This is a genomic window from Mycobacterium sp. PTI7, assembly GCF_056679845.1.
In genome coordinates this window covers 3,726,554-3,744,622 of record NZ_CM155252.1, presented here as the reverse complement: position 1 = coordinate 3,744,622, position 18,069 = coordinate 3,726,554, and the positions used below count along the sequence as shown (strand labels likewise).

General features: G+C 68.5%; 13 protein-coding genes. 5 read left to right on the top strand and 8 right to left on the bottom strand.

The features are described from left to right. Nucleotides 1-2,148: a 3-hydroxyacyl-CoA dehydrogenase NAD-binding domain-containing protein gene (locus AC1MEY_RS17990; RefSeq protein WP_480226799.1), complete on the top strand. Its 2,148-nt coding sequence runs from the start codon at nt 1-3 to the stop codon at nt 2,146-2,148. 60 nt (nt 2,149-2,208) lie between these two features. Here AC1MEY_RS17990 and AC1MEY_RS17985 read toward each other — a convergent pair whose 3' ends face one another. From AC1MEY_RS17985 to AC1MEY_RS17975, 3 genes are all read right to left on the bottom strand, one after another. After that, nucleotides 2,209-3,504, bottom strand: coding sequence for a hypothetical protein (locus AC1MEY_RS17985; protein ID WP_480226798.1), 1,296 nt, complete (start codon nt 3,502-3,504; stop codon nt 2,209-2,211). Nucleotides 3,505-3,911: 407 nt separating this feature from the next. Next, nucleotides 3,912-4,340 (bottom strand): pyridoxamine 5'-phosphate oxidase family protein, encoded by a 429-nt coding sequence (locus AC1MEY_RS17980; RefSeq protein WP_480226797.1) that lies wholly within the window; start codon nt 4,338-4,340, stop codon nt 3,912-3,914. Nucleotides 4,341-4,376: 36 nt separating this feature from the next. Further along, nucleotides 4,377-4,883: a DUF2505 domain-containing protein gene (locus AC1MEY_RS17975; protein ID WP_480226796.1), complete on the bottom strand. Its 507-nt coding sequence runs from the start codon at nt 4,881-4,883 to the stop codon at nt 4,377-4,379. 283 nt (nt 4,884-5,166) lie between these two features. On the opposite strand from AC1MEY_RS17975, the gene AC1MEY_RS17970 reads away from it, so the two are divergent. Continuing rightward, entirely contained in the window at nt 5,167-5,457 is a 291-nt protein-coding gene (locus AC1MEY_RS17970) for a hypothetical protein (protein WP_480226795.1), read from the top strand. Nucleotides 5,458-5,511: 54 nt separating this feature from the next. Here AC1MEY_RS17970 and AC1MEY_RS17965 read toward each other — a convergent pair whose 3' ends face one another. Then, nucleotides 5,512-6,114 (bottom strand): hypothetical protein, encoded by a 603-nt coding sequence (locus AC1MEY_RS17965; RefSeq protein ID WP_480226794.1) that lies wholly within the window; start codon nt 6,112-6,114, stop codon nt 5,512-5,514. A 170-nt stretch (nt 6,115-6,284) separates the two neighbouring features. Here AC1MEY_RS17965 and AC1MEY_RS17960 point away from each other — a divergent pair, with 170 nt between their 5' ends. Then, nucleotides 6,285-7,274: a TIGR03560 family F420-dependent LLM class oxidoreductase gene (locus AC1MEY_RS17960; RefSeq protein ID WP_480226793.1), complete on the top strand. Its 990-nt coding sequence runs from the start codon at nt 6,285-6,287 to the stop codon at nt 7,272-7,274. Between the two features lie 519 nt (nt 7,275-7,793). Then, nucleotides 7,794-13,586, top strand: coding sequence for a beta strand repeat-containing protein (locus AC1MEY_RS17955; protein ID WP_480226792.1), 5,793 nt, complete (start codon nt 7,794-7,796; stop codon nt 13,584-13,586). Here the strand turns inward: AC1MEY_RS17955 and AC1MEY_RS17950 are convergent, their stop codons facing one another. Both AC1MEY_RS17950 and AC1MEY_RS17945 read right to left on the bottom strand, forming a co-directional pair. Next, nucleotides 13,587-13,943 carry an SgcJ/EcaC family oxidoreductase gene (locus tag AC1MEY_RS17950; protein WP_480226791.1) on the bottom strand — a complete coding sequence of 119 codons (357 nt, stop codon included), beginning with the start codon at nt 13,941-13,943 and terminating at the stop codon, nt 13,587-13,589. A gap of 1 nt (nt 13,944) precedes the next feature. After that, on the bottom strand, nt 13,945-14,658 hold the full coding sequence (locus AC1MEY_RS17945; protein WP_480226790.1) for an SDR family NAD(P)-dependent oxidoreductase: 714 nt from the start codon (nt 14,656-14,658) through the stop codon (nt 13,945-13,947). A gap of 126 nt (nt 14,659-14,784) precedes the next feature. Here AC1MEY_RS17945 and AC1MEY_RS17940 point away from each other — a divergent pair, with 126 nt between their 5' ends. Next, nucleotides 14,785-15,708: a LysR family transcriptional regulator gene (locus AC1MEY_RS17940; RefSeq protein WP_480226789.1), complete on the top strand. Its 924-nt coding sequence runs from the start codon at nt 14,785-14,787 to the stop codon at nt 15,706-15,708. A 9-nt stretch (nt 15,709-15,717) separates the two neighbouring features. On the opposite strand, the gene AC1MEY_RS17935 is transcribed toward AC1MEY_RS17940, so the two are convergent. Both AC1MEY_RS17935 and AC1MEY_RS17930 read right to left on the bottom strand, forming a co-directional pair. Then, a complete protein-coding gene (locus AC1MEY_RS17935; protein ID WP_480226788.1) occupies nt 15,718-16,326 on the bottom strand; it encodes a hypothetical protein in 609 nt (202 codons plus the stop codon). Nucleotides 16,327-16,385: 59 nt separating this feature from the next. Then, nucleotides 16,386-18,035: a DNA repair helicase XPB gene (locus AC1MEY_RS17930; RefSeq protein WP_480226787.1), complete on the bottom strand. Its 1,650-nt coding sequence runs from the start codon at nt 18,033-18,035 to the stop codon at nt 16,386-16,388. Nucleotides 18,036-18,069 lie beyond the last annotated feature (34 nt).

Sequence of the window (18,069 nt, the reverse complement as noted above, 5' to 3'; positions counted from 1 at the left end):
ATGGCAGAGAACACCATTCAGTGGGACCAGGATGCCGACGGCATCGTCACCCTGACGCTGGACGACCCCACCGGGTCGGCCAACGTGATGAACGAGCACTACCAGGAGTCCATGCACAACGCCGTGGAACGGCTTGCGGCAGAGAAGGACTCGATCACCGGCGTCGTCATCACCAGCGCGAAGAAGACCTTCTTCGCCGGCGGTGACCTCAAGGGCATGATCAACCTGGGCCCGGAGAACGCTGCCGAGGCGTTCGAGATGGTCGAGGCCGTCAAGCGTGACCTGCGCGCGCTCGAGACGCTGGGCAAGCCCGTCGTCGCCGCGGTCAACGGTGCGGCGCTCGGCGGCGGTCTGGAGATCGCGCTTGCGTGTCACCACCGCATCGCGGCCGATGTCAAGGGCAGCCAGATCGGCCTGCCCGAGGTCACCCTCGGTCTGCTCCCCGGCGGCGGCGGCGTCACCCGCACCGTGCGCATGTTCGGCATCCAGAAGGCCTTCATGGAGATCCTGAGCCAGGGCACGCGCTTCAAGCCGGCCAAGGCCAAGGAGACCGGACTGGTCGACGACCTCGTCGGCTCCGTCGAGGAACTGCTGCCCGCCGCCAAGGCGTGGATCAAGGCCAACCCCGACAGCCACACCCAGCCGTGGGATGCCAAGGGCTACAAGATGCCCGGCGGCACCCCCGCCTCGCCAGGACTGGCGGGCATCCTGCCGTCGTTCCCGGCTCTGCTCAAGAAGCAGCTCAAGGGTGCGCCGATGCCGGCACCGCGGGCGATCCTCGACGCAGCCGTCGAGGGTGCGCAGGTCGACTTCGACACCGCCAGCCGCATCGAGAGCCGCTACTTCACGCAGTTGGTCACCGGCCAGGTCGCGAAGAACATGATCCAGGCGTTCTTCCTGGACCTCCAGTACATCAACTCGGGTGGTTCGCGTCCCGACGGCATCGGCAAGACCCCGATCACCAAGATCGGCGTGCTGGGCGCGGGCATGATGGGCGCGGGCATCGCCTACGTCTCGGCGAAGGCCGGATTCGACGTGGTGCTCAAGGACGTCACCATCGAGGCCGCCGAGAAGGGCAAGAACTACTCGGAGAAGATCGAGGCCAAGGCGCTCGAGCGCGGTCGCACCACGCAGGAGAAGTCGGACGCGCTGCTGGCCCGCATCACGCCCAGCGCCGATCCGGCGGACTTCGCGGGCGTCGACTTCGTCATCGAGGCGGTGTTCGAGTCGGTCGAGCTGAAGCACCAGGTGTTCCAGGAGATCGAGGACATCGTGGAGCCCAACGCGCTGCTGGGGTCCAACACCTCGACGCTGCCCATCACCGGTCTCGCGGCCGGGGTGAAGCGTCAGGACGACTTCATCGGCATCCACTTCTTCTCACCGGTCGACAAGATGCCGCTGGTCGAGATCATCAAGGGCGAGAAGACCTCTGACGAGGCGCTGGCCCGCGTGTTCGACTACACGCTGGCCATCGGCAAGACGCCGATCGTCGTCAACGACAGCCGCGGCTTCTTCACCAGCCGCGTCATCGGCACGTTCGTCAACGAGGCACTGGCGATGCTGGGCGAGGGCGTCATCCCCGCCAGCATCGAGCAGGCGGGTTCGCAGGCCGGCTACCCGGCACCGCCCCTGCAGCTGTCCGACGAACTCAACCTCGAACTGATGCACAAGATCGCGGTCGCCAGCCGCAAGGGCATCGAGGACGCGGGCGGCACCTACGAGCCGCACCCTGCCGAGTCCGTCGTCGAGAAGATGATCGAGATCGGTCGTCCGTCGCGTCTCAAGGGCGCGGGCTTCTACGAGTACGTGGACGGCAAGCGGACCGGACTGTGGGAGGGCCTCACGGAGACGTTCAACTCCGGTACCGCGTCGATCCCGTTGCAGGACATGATCGATCGGATGCTGTTCGCCGAGGCGCTCGAGACGCAGAAGTGCATCGACGAAGGCGTGCTGATGTCGACCGCGGACGCGAACATCGGCTCGATCATGGGCATCGGCTTCCCGCCGTACACCGGTGGTAGCGCGCAGTTCATCGTCGGCTACGAGGGTGCCGGCGGCGTGGGCAAGGCGGCCTTCGTGGCGCGCGCCCAGGAACTGGCCGAGAAGTACGGCGAGCGGTTCACCCCGCCCGCCTCGCTCACCAGCTAGTCGGAGGCCCGAAGAGCCCCGAATCCGTCGCGGATTCGGGGCTTTTCGCGTCTCACGGGATCAGGCGTCGCCTCCCGATCCGCCGGCGTCGGAGTCACTGCCGCTGCTCGCGTCACCCGAACCCGTGTCACTTGGGCCCGTGGTCGCACCGGGCCCGGCGCTCGACTCGTCCGACGGGTCCTGGGCGGGCGCAGTCGACGGGTCCGCGGCGGGGGTCGGTGACGACGCACCGCCGTTGGCGACGGTGCTGACCTTGCCGGGCTCGGCCTTGACGCTGTCCCGGACGACCGGCCCCGTGGGCCTGCTCGCCGTGGATCCCGCGACCTCGGCGTCCGGTGCCGCCACCGCAGGGGTTGCGTGGGTGGTGGTGTCGGGCGCGGTCTCGGTTGCCACTGGGTCTTGGGCAGCGTCCTCCTCGATCGCGGGGGCGGGTTCCGCCGCCGGTGCGGCGTCCGAATCGGCGGGTGTGGAAACCGTTCCCTTGGAACCACTCTCGATCTCCGCGCGGGCGGGCGCCGACGCTTCTGGCGCCACCGTGGTGGCGAGGTTCGCCGCCGTCACCGCCAGAGGGGCGGCCGGCGTGGCCTGCAGTGCCGCAACGAGCGAGTCGCGGATGTACGGGAGTGTGCCGGTGGTGAAGCTGTCGAGTTGGGCGACGACGTTGAGAGCCACGTCCGCCAGCCCGTGCTGGATCGCGTTCAGCACGTTGATCGGATTGAGCGTCGTGACGGCGGTGAGCACCGATTGCGTGCTCGAGACGATCTGCTGCACCAGCGGCGTCAGCCCCGTGTCGAACCCGATGCCCACGGTCGAGGCGACTGCCGCCAGCGCGAGGCTCAGGCCGGCGTTGAACAGTGCGGGCACGAGCGCCTGTCCCACTGCGAACGGTCGCTGCAGGACCTCCTGCAGCGGTGTCCACACACCGGTGATCAAGCTGATGATCGGGTTCAGGCCGCTGGCGATGATGCTGTCGATGGCGCCGTTGACGTCGCCCGTCGACAACTTGCCGAGGGCGGTCTGCAGGGTGGCGGGCAGACCGGCGGCGAGATCGCCCAGCGCGGCGCCGCCGGCGTTGATGGCCTGCAGCACCTGTCCCGCCGTGGTGATCTGGTTGGTCAGGATCTGCTGCAGGATCGGGAACGGATTGGCGATCTCGCTCTGGATGGTGTTGGTCAGCCATGTTCCCGCGGCGCCGACCACGGGTGCGAAGACCTCGATGGGATTGTCGATGGCTGCGGTCAGGTGAACGGTGGGCAGTGGCACGTCCGGGTGAGGGGCGATGGGTGCCACCGCGATGACGCTGGCGCCGACGAGTGCGATGCCTGCCGTGACGTATGGCCGCAGGGCCAAGTGCATGGACATATCGGTTGAGAATCCCTTCGTTCGATCATCTGGTCCCCCCCGAGCGGCTGAAACTTACCCATCGGTAAGTTGCGCGCGGAACAAGATCGGACAAAGTGACAGACGACGTCCACTGACTCTTGCTGACACATTACGGATTCGTAACTTAGCTGGTCAGGGGGTCGTCCGAGACTGCTGAACCTCGGCGCTAATGAGCTATGAAGTGAATTGGTTAGCCACGTCGCAGGGTTGATCTTGATGATCGGTCGCTGGCCGAATCCTCGCCGTCGCCCGGGATTCCCCGTGCCGGCCGCAGCAATGTCGCGGACCGGCGTCGGCCCGGTAGCTGTGAATGCCCGATGCGCGAGTGGGCTGCGGTTCGCGCCCGTCCACATGCTGAGACGCGTCGGCGGTGCGTCGCCCTAGAACGAGCCCATGTCCGCCGACAGCCAGTGCTCGGGCGTCATGAAGATGGCGACGTGCTCGCCGAGGTTGTCCTTCGCGAACTGGAGGTAGCGCTCGGCGGCCTCGCCGTCGAGGTAGCGGCGGGTGACCTCCTCCATCTGGGCGTCCGTGCCGGGTTCGATGCGGCTGACCGGACCGTCCACCGCCACGTACCGCGTGGTCGGCTCGACCCGGTCGATCATCAGCGAGAAGTGCCCGGCGGCCTCGATCAGGCGGTGCTTGCGCGAGCCCGCTCCGGTGAGCACCCACAGTTCGCCGCCGGGGGAGTACTGGTACCAGATGGGCAGCGTGAGCGGTCCTCGGTCGGTGCCGGCCGATACCGACAGGGCGCCGACGTGCTGCGGCTCGGCCAGAAATGCTTCGCGATCGTCCTTGGAGAGTGCCATTCAGCCAGGCTAGCGACGGCAGGTGACCGCTCGGGGTCAGTTGGCCCCGTCGAGATAGGTGTCCGTGACGCGGACGATGTCGACGATCCCGGTGGCGAGCAGGCCGGCGATGAAGCCCGCGATCGCCCCGCCGATGATCGGCACCTTCACGTCCACGACCGCCGTGCCGACGAGCTTGGTGCCGGTGCCCGCCGGGTGCAGGGTCACCGTCCCATGGCCGGAGATGGGCGTGCGGGGAGCGTCGACGGTGATCGTGCAGCGGACCTCGTCATCCTCGAGCGCGGACCACTCCTCGCGCTGGACGACGTGCAACGCCGCCAGGCGCAGCCGCTGCAGCGGACCCGGCAGCTGGTCACCGCCGAATCGCATCGACATCTGCATGGTCGTCGTGCCGTCGGCGTCGGTGGTCAACGTGTCGAGCGTGGGCGCACCGCCGTCGACGAAGGCCAGCCGGGCGCGCCAGTATTCGTCGTCGTCGAACGCCGCGCGGATCCGGTCGAGGCCGTGTGGGGACTCGGCGGACAGGTCGAGGGAGCGGGACACGTCTGCGCACGCTACCGATCGACGGGCGGCGGGGTGTCCCCACCCTGCGGCCGAGGGAACCCGCCCGTCCGCCAGGTTTCGTCCACCGGATCAACACGCGTCTCCAGACATGGCAAAGCCGACGGGGACGGCGCCCACGTCCGTTACCGTGGTACAACACCCGGCACGTCGGTTTGTCGCAACCACTGTCCCTTTGCTGATGCGCCGATCGGTGCCGGTAGGTGGACGACGTGCGCTTGCGGAGGCTCCCAAAACTGGGACACCTCTGCTAGCTTTGGCAATCATGCTGGATGCCGCGACGCTGAGCCGCCCGAAGCCGCTGGTGGGCCTGAATCTGCAGGACGTCGGCGTGCTCACCAGTAGGCCCGCCCGTACCGATCGTCGGGGAGGGTCGCCCACGGCAATGTCGGTCATCGGCCTGGCGTCGGTGATCAAGGGGCTGGTGAGGTCCTACGGATCGTGCAGCTGCGGGTGGCGTGGCGGGCACCACGTCGTGTCTGCCCTCGCGGTACACGACGCCCTCGTGCACGCCGCGGGCACGCGCTGTCGACCCGCCGTGCCGCTCGTCGCCTAGACGAGAAACGCCGCCGAGTTGCCTCGGCGGCGTTCGTCGTCGTGCGGTACCCGATCAGATCAGCGGGATACCGGGCGTCAGGTCCGGTGGGGGCGGAAGCCCCAGCGGGTTGAGCGGGTTGATCGCCGGCGGCGCGGGCAGGCCGGGCGCGGGCAGCGCGGTCAGGGCGTTGGCGGCGCCGGCTCCCGCCAGAAGGCCACCGAGACCGAGGTCCGGCGTCACGTTCAGGTTCGGCACCACCTGGAAGCCGACGCTGGGGAGGACCAGGGTCGGGTTCACCGTGCCGAGCGAGGGGATGCCACCGGGCAGCGATCCCAGGGCGCCGATGCCGTCCACGCCACCGCCGCCACCGAGGCCGGAGAGCGACGGGGGCGCGGGGAGCGCCTGCAGTTGCTTGCTGATGCCGTCGAGCAGGGCGACGCACTTGCCGTTCTCGGCGTCGACCACCTGGCCGTCGTTGCAGCTGACGCTCTGCGGCTTGGCCTGGCCACGGTCACCGCACGGCTGGTTGGCCTCGGCGGCTCTCGGCTGCCCATCGGCGCACTCGTCGGCGGAGCTGGTGGCAGGAACGACGACGGTTGCGAACGCGATCGGAGCGACGGCAAGCGCGGAGCCGGAAATGAGCGTGAGCAGAATTCGCTTCGTGCGAGCAGTCATGAAGATCCCTAAGAAATCGCGCGCAAATGAATGAATCGATTCGAGTGTAGACAATTCTCGGACACCTGGGCGTCCCAGACAAAATCAAGGCGAAGGGATGATTTGGGGCGTCGCTCCGACCTGCGGCGAACCATCGACGGCCGTCATTCCCCGGCCTAGAGTGGGGCCTCGTGCGCTTCGGACTCTTCATCCCGCAGGGTTGGCGACTCGACCTCGTCGACATTCCTCCCGCCAGCCAGTGGGGAGTGATGCGCGACCTCGCCACCTACGCCGACGGCAGCGCCTGGGACTCGCTGTGGGTCTACGACCACTTCCACACGGTGCCGGTGCCCACCGACGAGGCGACGCACGAGGCGTGGTCGTTGATGTCGGCCTACGCGGCGATCACCTCGCGGATCAAGCTCGGTCAGATGTGCACGGCGATGAGCTACCGCAATCCGGTGTATCTGGCGAAGGTGGCTGCGACCGCCGACATCATCTCCGGCGGCCGTGTCCAGATGGGCATCGGCGGCGGGTGGTACGAGCACGAATGGCGCGCCTACGGGTACGGCTTCCCGTCGGCGGGTGTCCGGCTGGGGCGCCTCGACGAGGGCGTACAGATCATGCGGGACGCGTGGCGCGACGGTCGAGTCAGCTTCGACGGCAAGCACTATCAGGTCGACGGGGCCATCGTGGCCCCGAAGCCCCTGCAGGAGAACGGCATTCCGCTGTGGATCGCCGGCGGCGGCGAGAAGGTGACGCTGAAGATCGCCGCGAAGTACGCCCAGTACACGAACTTCACGTCGGAGCCGGAGGGCTTCAAGCACAAGTCGGACGTGCTGGAGGCGCATTGCCGCGATGTGGGCACCGACTACGGCGCCATCGTGCGCTCCGCGAACTTCAATGCGGTGGTTGCCCATTCGGAGTCCGAGGTGACCGAGCGCGTCGAGCGGATCCGGTCGCGCCAGATCTCGAAGGCCAATCCGGAGGCCGTCGACGCGATGCTGTCAACGATCACCTCGCCGGAATCTGCCGCCGGGACGCCCGAGCAGATCGTCGAGCGTCTCACCCGGCTCAAGAACCTGGGCTGTGAGTACGCCATCCTCTATTTCCCGGAGGCTGCCTACGACCGGTCCGGCATCGAGCTGTTCGAGCGCGAGGTCATCCCCGCGCTCAGCTGACCGCAGGCGGGTACGACCGTTCACCCGAGCAACCTCCCGTCAACCGTCGTCCGACCGGTGCCGCGGGCACCGTCACGGGATCGGCACGTCCGTCGAGTGGGTCCATGCGAAGCGCGCGGCACGCCTCGCGGTCAGCTTCAGGGCCGAAAAGTGGTCATGGGGGATTAACTGTCAGTACCGTCAAAAGCGCTTGTAGCTGCGTTTGCGGCCCATGTCGACCCTGGCTCCTTTGCGTGGTCGTTGCGATTGCAACGAGTCTGTATTGACGTCGGCAAAAATTACCTGAGCTAGCCAAACTCCCGTTTACGCTCGCGGCAATGAGCGACCGCCGACGCCGTTCAGCAACCTCATCGGAGCCGGCGGCAGACACCTTCGGAGCGGTACGAACCACGACGACGCCATCGGGCGATTCCGTCGAGGTCCTGGTCTCGATCCCGCAGTGGCTGGCAAGGCGTTCGGGGCTGGCGGTACGAGACGACTGGAGACGGATGAATGTGCGCTAACACCTCTAAGCACCGCGTGGGACGGTCGCGCACGGGAGACTCGGCGTACCCGGCGGTGTGGGCGTCGAAGGTCTTGGACGGCGGCACGTCCGCGGGTCCCAGGCACGCAGCAGCCAAGGCCACGGCCGGGTACTCGAGGTACGTCGGTCGGGTCGGCGCACTCGCCGTGTCGCTCGGCGTCGGCATGGCCGTTGCCGCCTCGCCAGGCGTTGCCTTCGCCGACACGGATTCCGATTCCGACTCCACCGCGACGGCGAGTGAGTCCGGAGCCGGGGCGGGTCCGTCGGCCTCCAGTGGGGGAGCGGCCACCGGCGTCGCGACCTCCTCCGGCGCGACGGAGGCGGACACGGCTCCGTCGACGTCGTCCCCGACCTCCCCGACCTCCCCGACGGCGAGCACCGGCACCGACGCGCCCACCATGAACGTCGCCAGCTCGGGTGGTGCGCACACGTCGACGTACGGCCCCAACGGGACGGGGGATGCGGCGGGCACGTCCGCGCTGGATGCTCCGGCCGCCGGGTCGGACCCGACGGATACCGAGGACGTGCCATCCGTCGACGCTCCCATCGTCGAGGACCCCATCGTCGAATCCCCGGTCGGAGAGTCACCCGAACCGCCGGCCGTCGAGGTCGACGCACCGATCATCGTTCCCGATCCCCCTGCGGCAGAGGCGAACACCGACACCGGCGGAACGGGTAGTGACCACTCTGCGCCGTCCGCTCCGACGAGCGACGCGGTGCACACCGCCCTTCGACCGGCGGCCGCCGACGACGTCTCGATGGCGTCCACGACGGAGCCGGAGGAGACGCCGTCCACCTTCGGAGCGACCACCTTCAGCTCACTTGTGGTTCCGCCGCCGCCTGCCGATCCACTGTCGGCCCTGCTGGCGGTACCCGGTGCCGTGGTCAACATGTTCACGGGCTTCGTCGGCTCGTTGCTCGCGCCGTTCCTGGTTCCCGGCCCGGCAGCGCCGGTGGCGATGCCGGGACTGTGGGCCGTATTGGCCTGGGTACGCAGGGAAATCGAGCACACCTTCTTCAACCGGAGTCCGGTCGCGGTTCCGATCCAGACGGGCCAGTCGCTCACCGGGGTCGTCACGGGCAACCTCAATGCCGTCGACCCCAACGGCGATCCGCTCACCGCCACGGTGACCCAGCAGGGGCAGTTCGGCACCGTCGTCATCAACCCCAATGGGACGTACACCTACACGCCCAACGCGGCGGTCCCCGCGGGCGGGATCGTCGACTCCTTCAAGGTGACGATCAGCGACGGTCCCGAGATGCACCTGCCCGGCATCTTCGGGCTGGTGCAAGGCGTCCTCGAGTGCTTCTCGAGATTCATCGGCATCGCGCAACCCGACACGATCGTCAAGACGGTCGCCGTCACGGTCGTGGGTTCCGCGATCGGCGTGGCGCCCGTGGTGTCGACGTCGGTGGTCGGGCCCATCGTGACGCCGAACGAGCCACCGGTGGTGTTGGATTCGGGGATCCTCGTCACCGACGTCGACTCGCCGAAGCTCTCCAACGCGACGGTCAAGATCTCGGTCGGATACGTGCAGGGCGACGTCCTCGCGTTCACGCAGATCACTGGCAACCCGATCGCCGGAACGTTCGATGCGACGACCGGCACCCTCACCCTGTCGGGCGAGGCGACGGTCGCGCAGTACCAGCAGGCCCTGCGCGCAGTGACGTTCGCGAGCGCGGCGGCGCAGCTGGTCGGAGCCAAAGCGGTGCTGGTGACCGTCACCGACACGCAGAACCTTTCGAGCCTGCCGGCGCTGGTGGCCGTGGCGATGCTCGGTGCCAACGTGCCGCCGCTGGTCGTGACCGTGCCGGTCGGACCCATCGTGACTGCGGGGAACCCGCCCGTCGCACTCAACCCGCTGCTGACCGTGGTCGACCTGAACTCGCCGAGGCTGAGCGGCGCGACGGTCACCATCACCACCGGACTCGCCGCCGGCCGCGACGTCCTGATGCTCGGCCCGCTCACGAACAACCCGATCACCGCCGTCTTCAATGCGAGCACCGGCACCTTGACGCTGTCGGGGGAGGCCACCGTCGCGCAATACCAGGACGCGCTGAGGGCGGTGAGGTTCGCGAGCACCTCGGACGCCGTGGTGGGTCTGCGCACCGTGTCGATCATCGCGACGGACACGTCCGGGGCGCCGAGCCTGCCCGGCCTGGTCGCGGTCACGGTCCTCGGCCTGCCGTCGAGCGTGCCGTCGGTGGTGGCCACTACGCCCGTCAAGGTCTACACCGGCGGCGGCTCGCCCGTCGTCCTCGACGCATCGATCCGAATCGTGGACGCCGACTCGACGACGGCCACCGGAGCGACGATCACGTTCGATCCGCTCACCTACAGCGCACAGACGGATCGACTGGCCTTCCTCGATGCCAACGGAATTCAGGGCAACTGGGACAGCCAGACGGGAACGCTGAGGCTGACGGGTGCCGCGACGATCGACGCCTATCAGGCCGCGCTGCGGACGGTGACGTTCGCCTCCGACGCGACCGTCGGGGAGAAGATCCTGTCGATCGTGCTCACCGCCGACGGCACGCCGAGCGTGCCCGGTGTGGTCGCGGTGACCGTCGTCGATCTGCCGATCCTGGGCAGCGTGCCGTCGGTGGTGGTGGCGACTCCGGTGAAGCTGTACACCGCGGGAAGTGCTGCGTCCGTGCTGAGTCCGGCGGTGACGATCGTCGACGTGGACTCGGACACGATCACCAAGGCGGTCGTCTCCATCGGCGGGTACGACCTTGGTGCCGACAGGTTGACCTTGATCGACGCGAACGGCATCACCGGTGCGTGGAACGCCGCCACGGGGACGCTGGTGCTGACGGGCAGCGGCAGCCTCGCGGCCTACGAGACCGCGTTGGAGTCGGTGACCTTCAGTTCCACCTCGACGGCCCTGGTGGGCGTGCGGACGGTGTCGATCGTCGTGACGGCCGACGACGTGGCGAGCGCGCCGGGGCTGGTGGCGATCACCGTGACACCGGCCGTGGTGAACGTGCCGTCGATCATCACGACTGCTCCGGTGAAGCTGTACACCGCCGGGAGTGGCGCCTCCGTGCTGAGCCCGGTGGTCACGATCATCGACGTGGACAGCGGCACGGTGACGGGCGCGACGGTCACCATCGGCGCGGGGTACGACGCCGGGACCGACTCGTTGGCGCTGACGCCGGTCAACGACATCACCGGTGTGTGGAATTCGGTGACCGGAACTCTGACCCTGCAGGGCAGCGGTTCCATCGCGGAGTACGAGGCGGCACTGAAGGCGGTGACGTTCACGTCGACGTCGGCAGCCCTGGTGGGCGTGCGGGCGGCGTCCATCGTCGTGACGGCCGACGGTGTCAGCAGTGCGCCCGGTCTGGTGGCGATCGTCGTGAACGCGCTGAGTGTCAGCGTCCCCTCGATCGTCACGACGACGCCGGTGAAGCTGTACACCGCCGGCAGCGGTCCGTCGGCGTTGAGCACGGTGGTCACGATCATCGACCTCGACAGCGGCACGGTGACGGGTGCGACGGTCAGCATCGGCGTGGGGTACGACCCGGGCACCGACTCGCTCGCCTTCGTGAATGCCAACGGCATCACCGGCTCATGGGATTCGACGACCGGTGTGTTGACCCTCACCGGAGAGAGGTCGCTACCGGCTTATCAGGACGCGCTGCGGACGGTGACGTTCACGTCGACCTCGACGGCCCTGGTGGGCGTGCGGACGGCATTGATCGTGGTGACGGCTGACGGTGTCAGCAGTGCGCCCGGTCTGGTGGCGATCACGGTGACGCCTGCGACGGTGAACGTGCCGTCGATCGTCGTGACGACGCCGGTGAAGCTGTACGGCGCCGGAAGTGGTGCCTCGCCGCTGGATTCGGCCGTGACGATCGTCGACCTCGACTCGGGCACGGTGACCAAGGCGACCGTGACCCTCGGGGTCGGATACGACCCGGGAACCGACTCACTGGCCTTCGCGAATGCCAACGGCATCACCGGCTCGTGGAACTCGACGACTGGTGTATTGACCCTCAGCGGGGAGAAGCCGCTGGCGGATTATCAGGCGGCGCTGCGGACGGTGACGTTCACGTCGACCTCGACGGCTCTCATCGGTGTGCGGACCGCGTCGATCGTGGTGACCGCCAACGGCGTAGACAGTGCGCCGGGGCTGGTGGCGATCACGGTGACGCCTGCGGTGATCAACGTGCCGTCGATCGTGACGACGTCGCCGGTGAAGCTGTACACCGCGGGTAGTGGTGCGTCGGTGTTGAGTCCGGTGGTCACGATCATCGACGTGGACAGCGGCACGGTGACGGGTGCGACGGTCACCATCGGGGCGGGGTATGACGCCGGGACCGACTCGCTGGCACTGACGCCGGTCACTGCCATTACGGGCACGTGGAATTCGCTGAACGGAACCTTGACGCTGCAGGGCAGCGGCACGCTCGCGGAGTACGAGGCGGCACTGAAGGCGGTGACGTTCACCTCGACGTCGACGGCTCTCATCGGTGTGCGGACGGCGTCGATCGTCGTGACCGCCAACGGTGTCGACAGCGCTCCTGGCCTGGTGGCGATCACGGTGACGCCTGCGGCGGTGAACGTGCCGTCGATCGTCGTGACGACACCGGTGAAGCTGTACACCGCCGGCAGCGGCGCGTCCGCGCTCACCCCGGTGGTCACGATCATCGATCTGGACAGCACGACGGCGACGGGTGCGACCGTCACCATCGGTGGCCTGGGTTACGGCACGACGACCGACTCGTTGGGGTTCGTGGACGCCAACGGCATTACTGGCCAATGGAATCAGTCGACGGGTGTCCTCACCCTGACCGGGTCCAAGTCGGTGGCCGACTACGAGGCGGCGCTGAAGACGGTGACGTTCACCTCCACCGCCACGGCGCTGGTGGGCGTGCGGACTGCGTCGATCATCGTGACCGCCAACGGCGTCGCCAGCGCTGCTGGCCTGGTGGCGATCACGGTGACGGCGCTGCCGATCAACGTGCCGCCAGTGATCACGACGTCGATCGTGAACCTCGGGTACTCGATTGGAAATCTTCCGAAGGTGCTGTCGCCGACGTTGACGATCATCGATGACTCGGGCTCCATCAAGAGCGCCAAGATCTCCATCGATGCCCTGTCACGAACTGCCGGTGACGTGCTGTCGTGGACCCCGCCCGGGCACGGTTTGATCACCTCGGTCGGCTATGACGCGTCGACCGGAACGTTGACGCTGACGGGTGCCGCGACGGTCGAGCAGTACCAGGAAGCGTTGCGCTCGGTGACGTTCTCGAGCACGGACGTAGGCCTCATCGCACGAACCGTGTCGTTCTCGGTGGTCGACGCCGGCGACGCGCCAAGTGCATCACTGCCCGTGCTCCTCACCGTGCTGCCGAACGCGCGACCGTTGGTCGTCTCGTCCCTCGTCGGGGTCGACATCAACCTGGTCAACAGCGATCCGGCGAAGGTCCTCGACCCGAACCTCGCCATCCTCGACGACTCTCCGAAGTTGACCGGCGCTTCGGTGACGATCACCTACGTCGGGGTGAGCATCGGTGGCAACGACGTCCTCGCCGCCAGTCCGCCGATCGGCAGCGGCATTACGTGGTCCTACGCACCCGCCACACGGACTCTGACGATGTCCGGCGAGGCAACCGTCGCGCAGTACCAAGAGGCCCTGCGATCGGTCACGTTCGACACCTCCGGTGGACTCCTGGGCCTCGGGGTCCGCACGGTCACCTTCGCCGTGACCGACAAGCTTGGTCTGACGAGCATCGGGGTACCGCTGACAGTGCCCGTGATCAGCGTGCTCGGCGGCTGATCACACCCGGGACGCCTGGTACTGGGCGACGAGCCACTCGTCGCCCAGTCGGGCGAGGACGACGCCGACGTTCAGGTCCAACGCGTCCCCGCTCACGAAGGTGAACGCCGCCCGCAGGTACCCGGTCACGACGTCGTCTGCCAGGGAACGGCTTTCGAGTACCCGATAGGTGACCGCCATCCCGGCGGGCTGTGACTCGTAGTAGTCGCGCACCGCGTCGCGTCCGACGCCGTACGGGCGCAGTCCCTGGAACACGGCGTCCGGGGTGAACGTCGCGGCGACGCGATCGGGGTCGTGGGCGTCGATCCCGGCGCGCCACTCGTCCATCACGCGTTCGACGATCCGCCTGGCGTCCACGTCAGTGACCCGCGCTCTGGCCGCCGTCGAGATGCAGGATCTCACCGGTGACGAATGGCGCGTTCTCCAGGTACAGCACCGCGTCGACGACGTCGTCGATCTCGCCGACCCGCTGCACGGGATGCAGCTTCGCCAGGGCCTCGTACTCCGACGGTTCGTGCATCGGTGTGCGGATGATGCCGAGTGAGACTGCGTTGGAACGGATTCCACGGGTGGCGTACTCGACGGCCAGCGCTCGGGTCGCGGCGTTGAGCCCGCCCTTCGTCAGCGACGCCAGCGCCGACGGCACGGCGGAGTTGGCGTGCTCGACGAGCGTGGTCGAGATCGTGACGAGGTGTCCGCCGTCGCCCTGGCGGAGCATCTGGGCCACCGCGGCGCGGGACACGTCGAAGAACCCCCGGAGATTCACGCCGGTGATCGCGTCGTAGTCCTCGTCGGTGTACTCGACGAAGGGCTTCGCGATGAAGATGCCCGCGTTGTTGACCACGGTGTCGATCCGTCCGAAGCGTTCGACGGCGGCGTCGACGACGCGTGCACCGACACCGGGTCGCGCGATGTCGCCGGCGATGGTCAGGACGTCGGGGTCGTGGTGGTCGCCGATCGTGCGGGACGTCGCGACGACCGCGTAGCCGAGCTTGCGGTAGCCGGCGACGAGTCCTTCGCCGATGCCCTGGGAGGCGCCGGTGATGAGTGCGACGCGGGGAGTGGTGGTCATGGTCGTGGTCCCTTCTCGAGGTGATGATCATTCGAACGCGGCACGGCTGCTGCCGAGTCCGCCTGGGGGCGACCGGTTTGCTCGGTGCTGGTAGGCAGAACCTCCCACTGCACTACGCTGACCGGCGTGGAGCTGCGACAGCTGCGCTACTTCGTCACGGTGGCCGACGAACTGAACTTCGGGCGGGCCGCCGAACGGCTGCGCATCGCGGGACCCTCACTCTCGCAACAGATCAAGTCCCTCGAGCGCGATCTCAAGGTGCAGCTGTTCGACCGCGATCGGCGGTCGGTGGCGCTCACCGCGGCGGGGTCGGCGCTGTTGCCGCGAGCGCGCGCCTTGATCGGGCAGGCCGACGAACTCCGCCGGGAGGCGCTGGGCCTGTCCTCGTCGGAGCCGGTGCGCATCGGATGCGTGCAGTGGTGTCCCACGGACTGGGCCGAACGCGCCGCCGGCGTGGCGCGGGTTCGGGTCGACACCTGGGTGATGCCGTCACACGCGCAGGCGGCACGCGTCGCGGACGGCAGTCTGGACCTGGCGATCTGCTGGGTGGAGCGGTCCGACCTGACGGCCCTGTCGCTCGACGCGCGCCTGGTCGGAACCGACCGGCTCTACGCCCTGTGCACCGGGACGGACACCTCGCCCGTGGAGGCACGGCACCTGACCGTGCTCCTCGACTCCGACGAGGCCAGCTGGTCGTCGTGGAACCGCTACGCGGCCGAGTTCGCCCGGGACGCGGGCGTGGATCCGGTCCGCGTCGACGACGGTGGCGTGACGGGCTCGACGTTCTTCGACCACGTCCGCAGGCTCCGGCGTCCGGTGCTGAACAACCCCAAGGGGCAGATTGACCCGACACCGCCGGACCTGGTGCGGCGTCCCGTGGTCGGCATGGTGCCGATGTGGACGTGGTCACTGGTGTGGCGGCGCGACGAACCCAGTCCGTCCGTGCACGCCGTCGTCGACGCCTTCACCTCCGGCATCGACCCGTCGGCTCTCACCGCGGCGGATGCATGGCTACCGGCCGACGATCCGCACCGCGCGATCCCCGGCTGAGCAGCCGGCCTACGGCGTCGGCAGCAGCGGCGGCGGCGGCGGAGAGACCACCGGCACGTACCCACCCGGCGTCACGGGCGCCGGGGGCGGCGGTCCGTCGAAGTATCCGGGAGGCGGCGGCCCGTTCAGCGGGAAGTACCCCTCCGGCAGCGCAGGCCCGCCGGAGTAATTGCCGGTGGGGGGCGGACCGTTGGACTCGGGCGCATTCGTCGACTGGTAGCCGGGAGGCAACTGGGGTGCCGGTCCGGCTCCGGGCGGCGGGGCGCCACCGACGGGCATGGCCTCGCCGTACGGGTTCTGCGCCTGATGCCAGGCATCCCGCAGGAAGCCGAGCGGACCCGATCGCGATCCCTGGCCGTACTGCTGGTTCTGGATCTCCGGCACCGGCGGCGCACCCATCGGCGGCGGGGCCGGCGGGGCATCCCCACCTGCGACGTCCTGCACGACGACGGGCTGCCCGGGCGGGGGCGGCGCCGCGGGGTCACCCGGCACCGGCGTCGGCACCACGGGTTCGGCACCTGCGGGTACGGCCAGGACCAGAGCGCCGAAGCCCAGGACGACGCCTGCCACGGCGACCTTGGCGGCGTTCGTGCGCGACGTGGCGCTGCTGCGGGTCATAGGTGATGAGGCTAACGCCTGATCGTCGCCTCCGCGACGGAGTCGGGATCGCGGACCCGTCAGATGGCGGGGCCGAGCATGTCGTCGGCGTCCTTGATGACGTAGCCGTAGCCCTGCTCGGCCAGGAAGCGCTGCCGGTGGGCGGCGTACTCGGCGTCGAGGCTGTCGCGGGAGACCACCGAGTAGAAGACCGCGCCGCCACCGTCGGCCTTGGGCCGCAGCAGCCGGCCGAGGCGCTGCGCCTCCTCCTGCCGAGACCCGAAGGTGCCCGACACCTGGACGGCGACACTCGCCTCGGGGAGGTCGATGGAGAAGTTCGCCACCTTCGACACCACGAGCGTGCGGATCTCGCCGCGGCGGAACTGGTCGAACAGCACCTCGCGCTCGGCGTTCTTGGTCGACCCCTGGATCACCGGGGCGTCGAGTTCCTGACCCAGCTCGTCGAGCTGGTCGAGGTAGGCGCCGATCACCAGGGTCGGCTCGCCGGGGTGACGATCGAGGATCGACTTCACGACGGCGATCTTGGTGTGCGCCGTGGAGCACAGCTTGTAGCGCTCCTCGGGTTCGGCCGTCGCGTAGATCATCCGCTCGTTGTCGGTCATCGTGACGCGCACCTCGATGCACTCCGCAGGCGCGATCCAGCCCTGCGCCTCGATGTCCTTCCACGGGGCGTCGTACCGCTTGGGTCCGATGAGGCTGAACACGTCGCCCTCGCGGCCGTCCTCGCGGATCAGCGTGGCGGTCAGACCGAGCCGGCGGCGCGACTGCAGGTCGGCGGTCATGCGAAAGACGGGCGCGGGCAGCAGGTGCACCTCGTCGTAGATGATCAGGCCCCAGTCGCGGCTGTCGAAGAGCTCGAGGTGCTTGTACTCGCCCTTGGTGCGCCGCGTGATCACCTGGTAGGTCGCGATCGTGACCGGCCGGACCTCCTTGCGCTCGCCGGAGTACTCGCCGATCTCCTCCTCGGTGAGCGAGGTGCGGGCGATCAGCTCGCGCTTCCACTGCCTGCCGGCCACGGTGTTGGTGACCAGGATCAGCGTGGTGGCGCCCGCCTTGGCCATCGCGGCGGCGCCGACCAGCGTCTTGCCTGCGCCACAGGGGAGCACGACGACGCCCGAGCCGCCCGCCCAGAACGAGTCGACGGCCATCTCCTGGTAGTCGCGCAGCTCCCACCCGGTCTGGTCGAGTTCGATGGTGTGCGCCTCGCCGTTGACGTACCCGGCGAGGTCCTCGGCCGGCCAGCCGATCTTCAGCAGCATCTGCTTGACGCGGCCGCGCTCGCTGGGGTGCACGAGCACGGTGTCGTCGTCGACGCGGGCGCCGAGCATCGGGGCGATCTTCTTGTTGCGAAGCACCTCCTCGAGGACGGCGCGGTCGGTGCTCACCAGCATCAACCCGTGCACCGGGCTCTTCACCAGCTGCAGGCGGCCGTAGCGGGCCATGGTGTCGACGATGTCGACCAGCAGCGGCTGCGGCACGGCGTAGCGCGAGAAGGAGACCAGCGCGTCGACCACCTGCTCGGCGTCGTGGCCGGCCGCGCGCGCATTCCACAGCGCCAGCGGGGTGATGCGGTAGGTGTGCACGTGCTCGGGGGCACGTTCCAGTTCGGCGAAGGGCGCGATGGCCGAGCGGGCCGCGCCTGCCAGCTCGTGGTCGATCTCGAGCAGCAGTGTCTTGTCGGACTGGACGATCAGCGGGCCGTCGGTCACTTGGCGCCCGCGCTTCCTGTACTCATTCCATCCA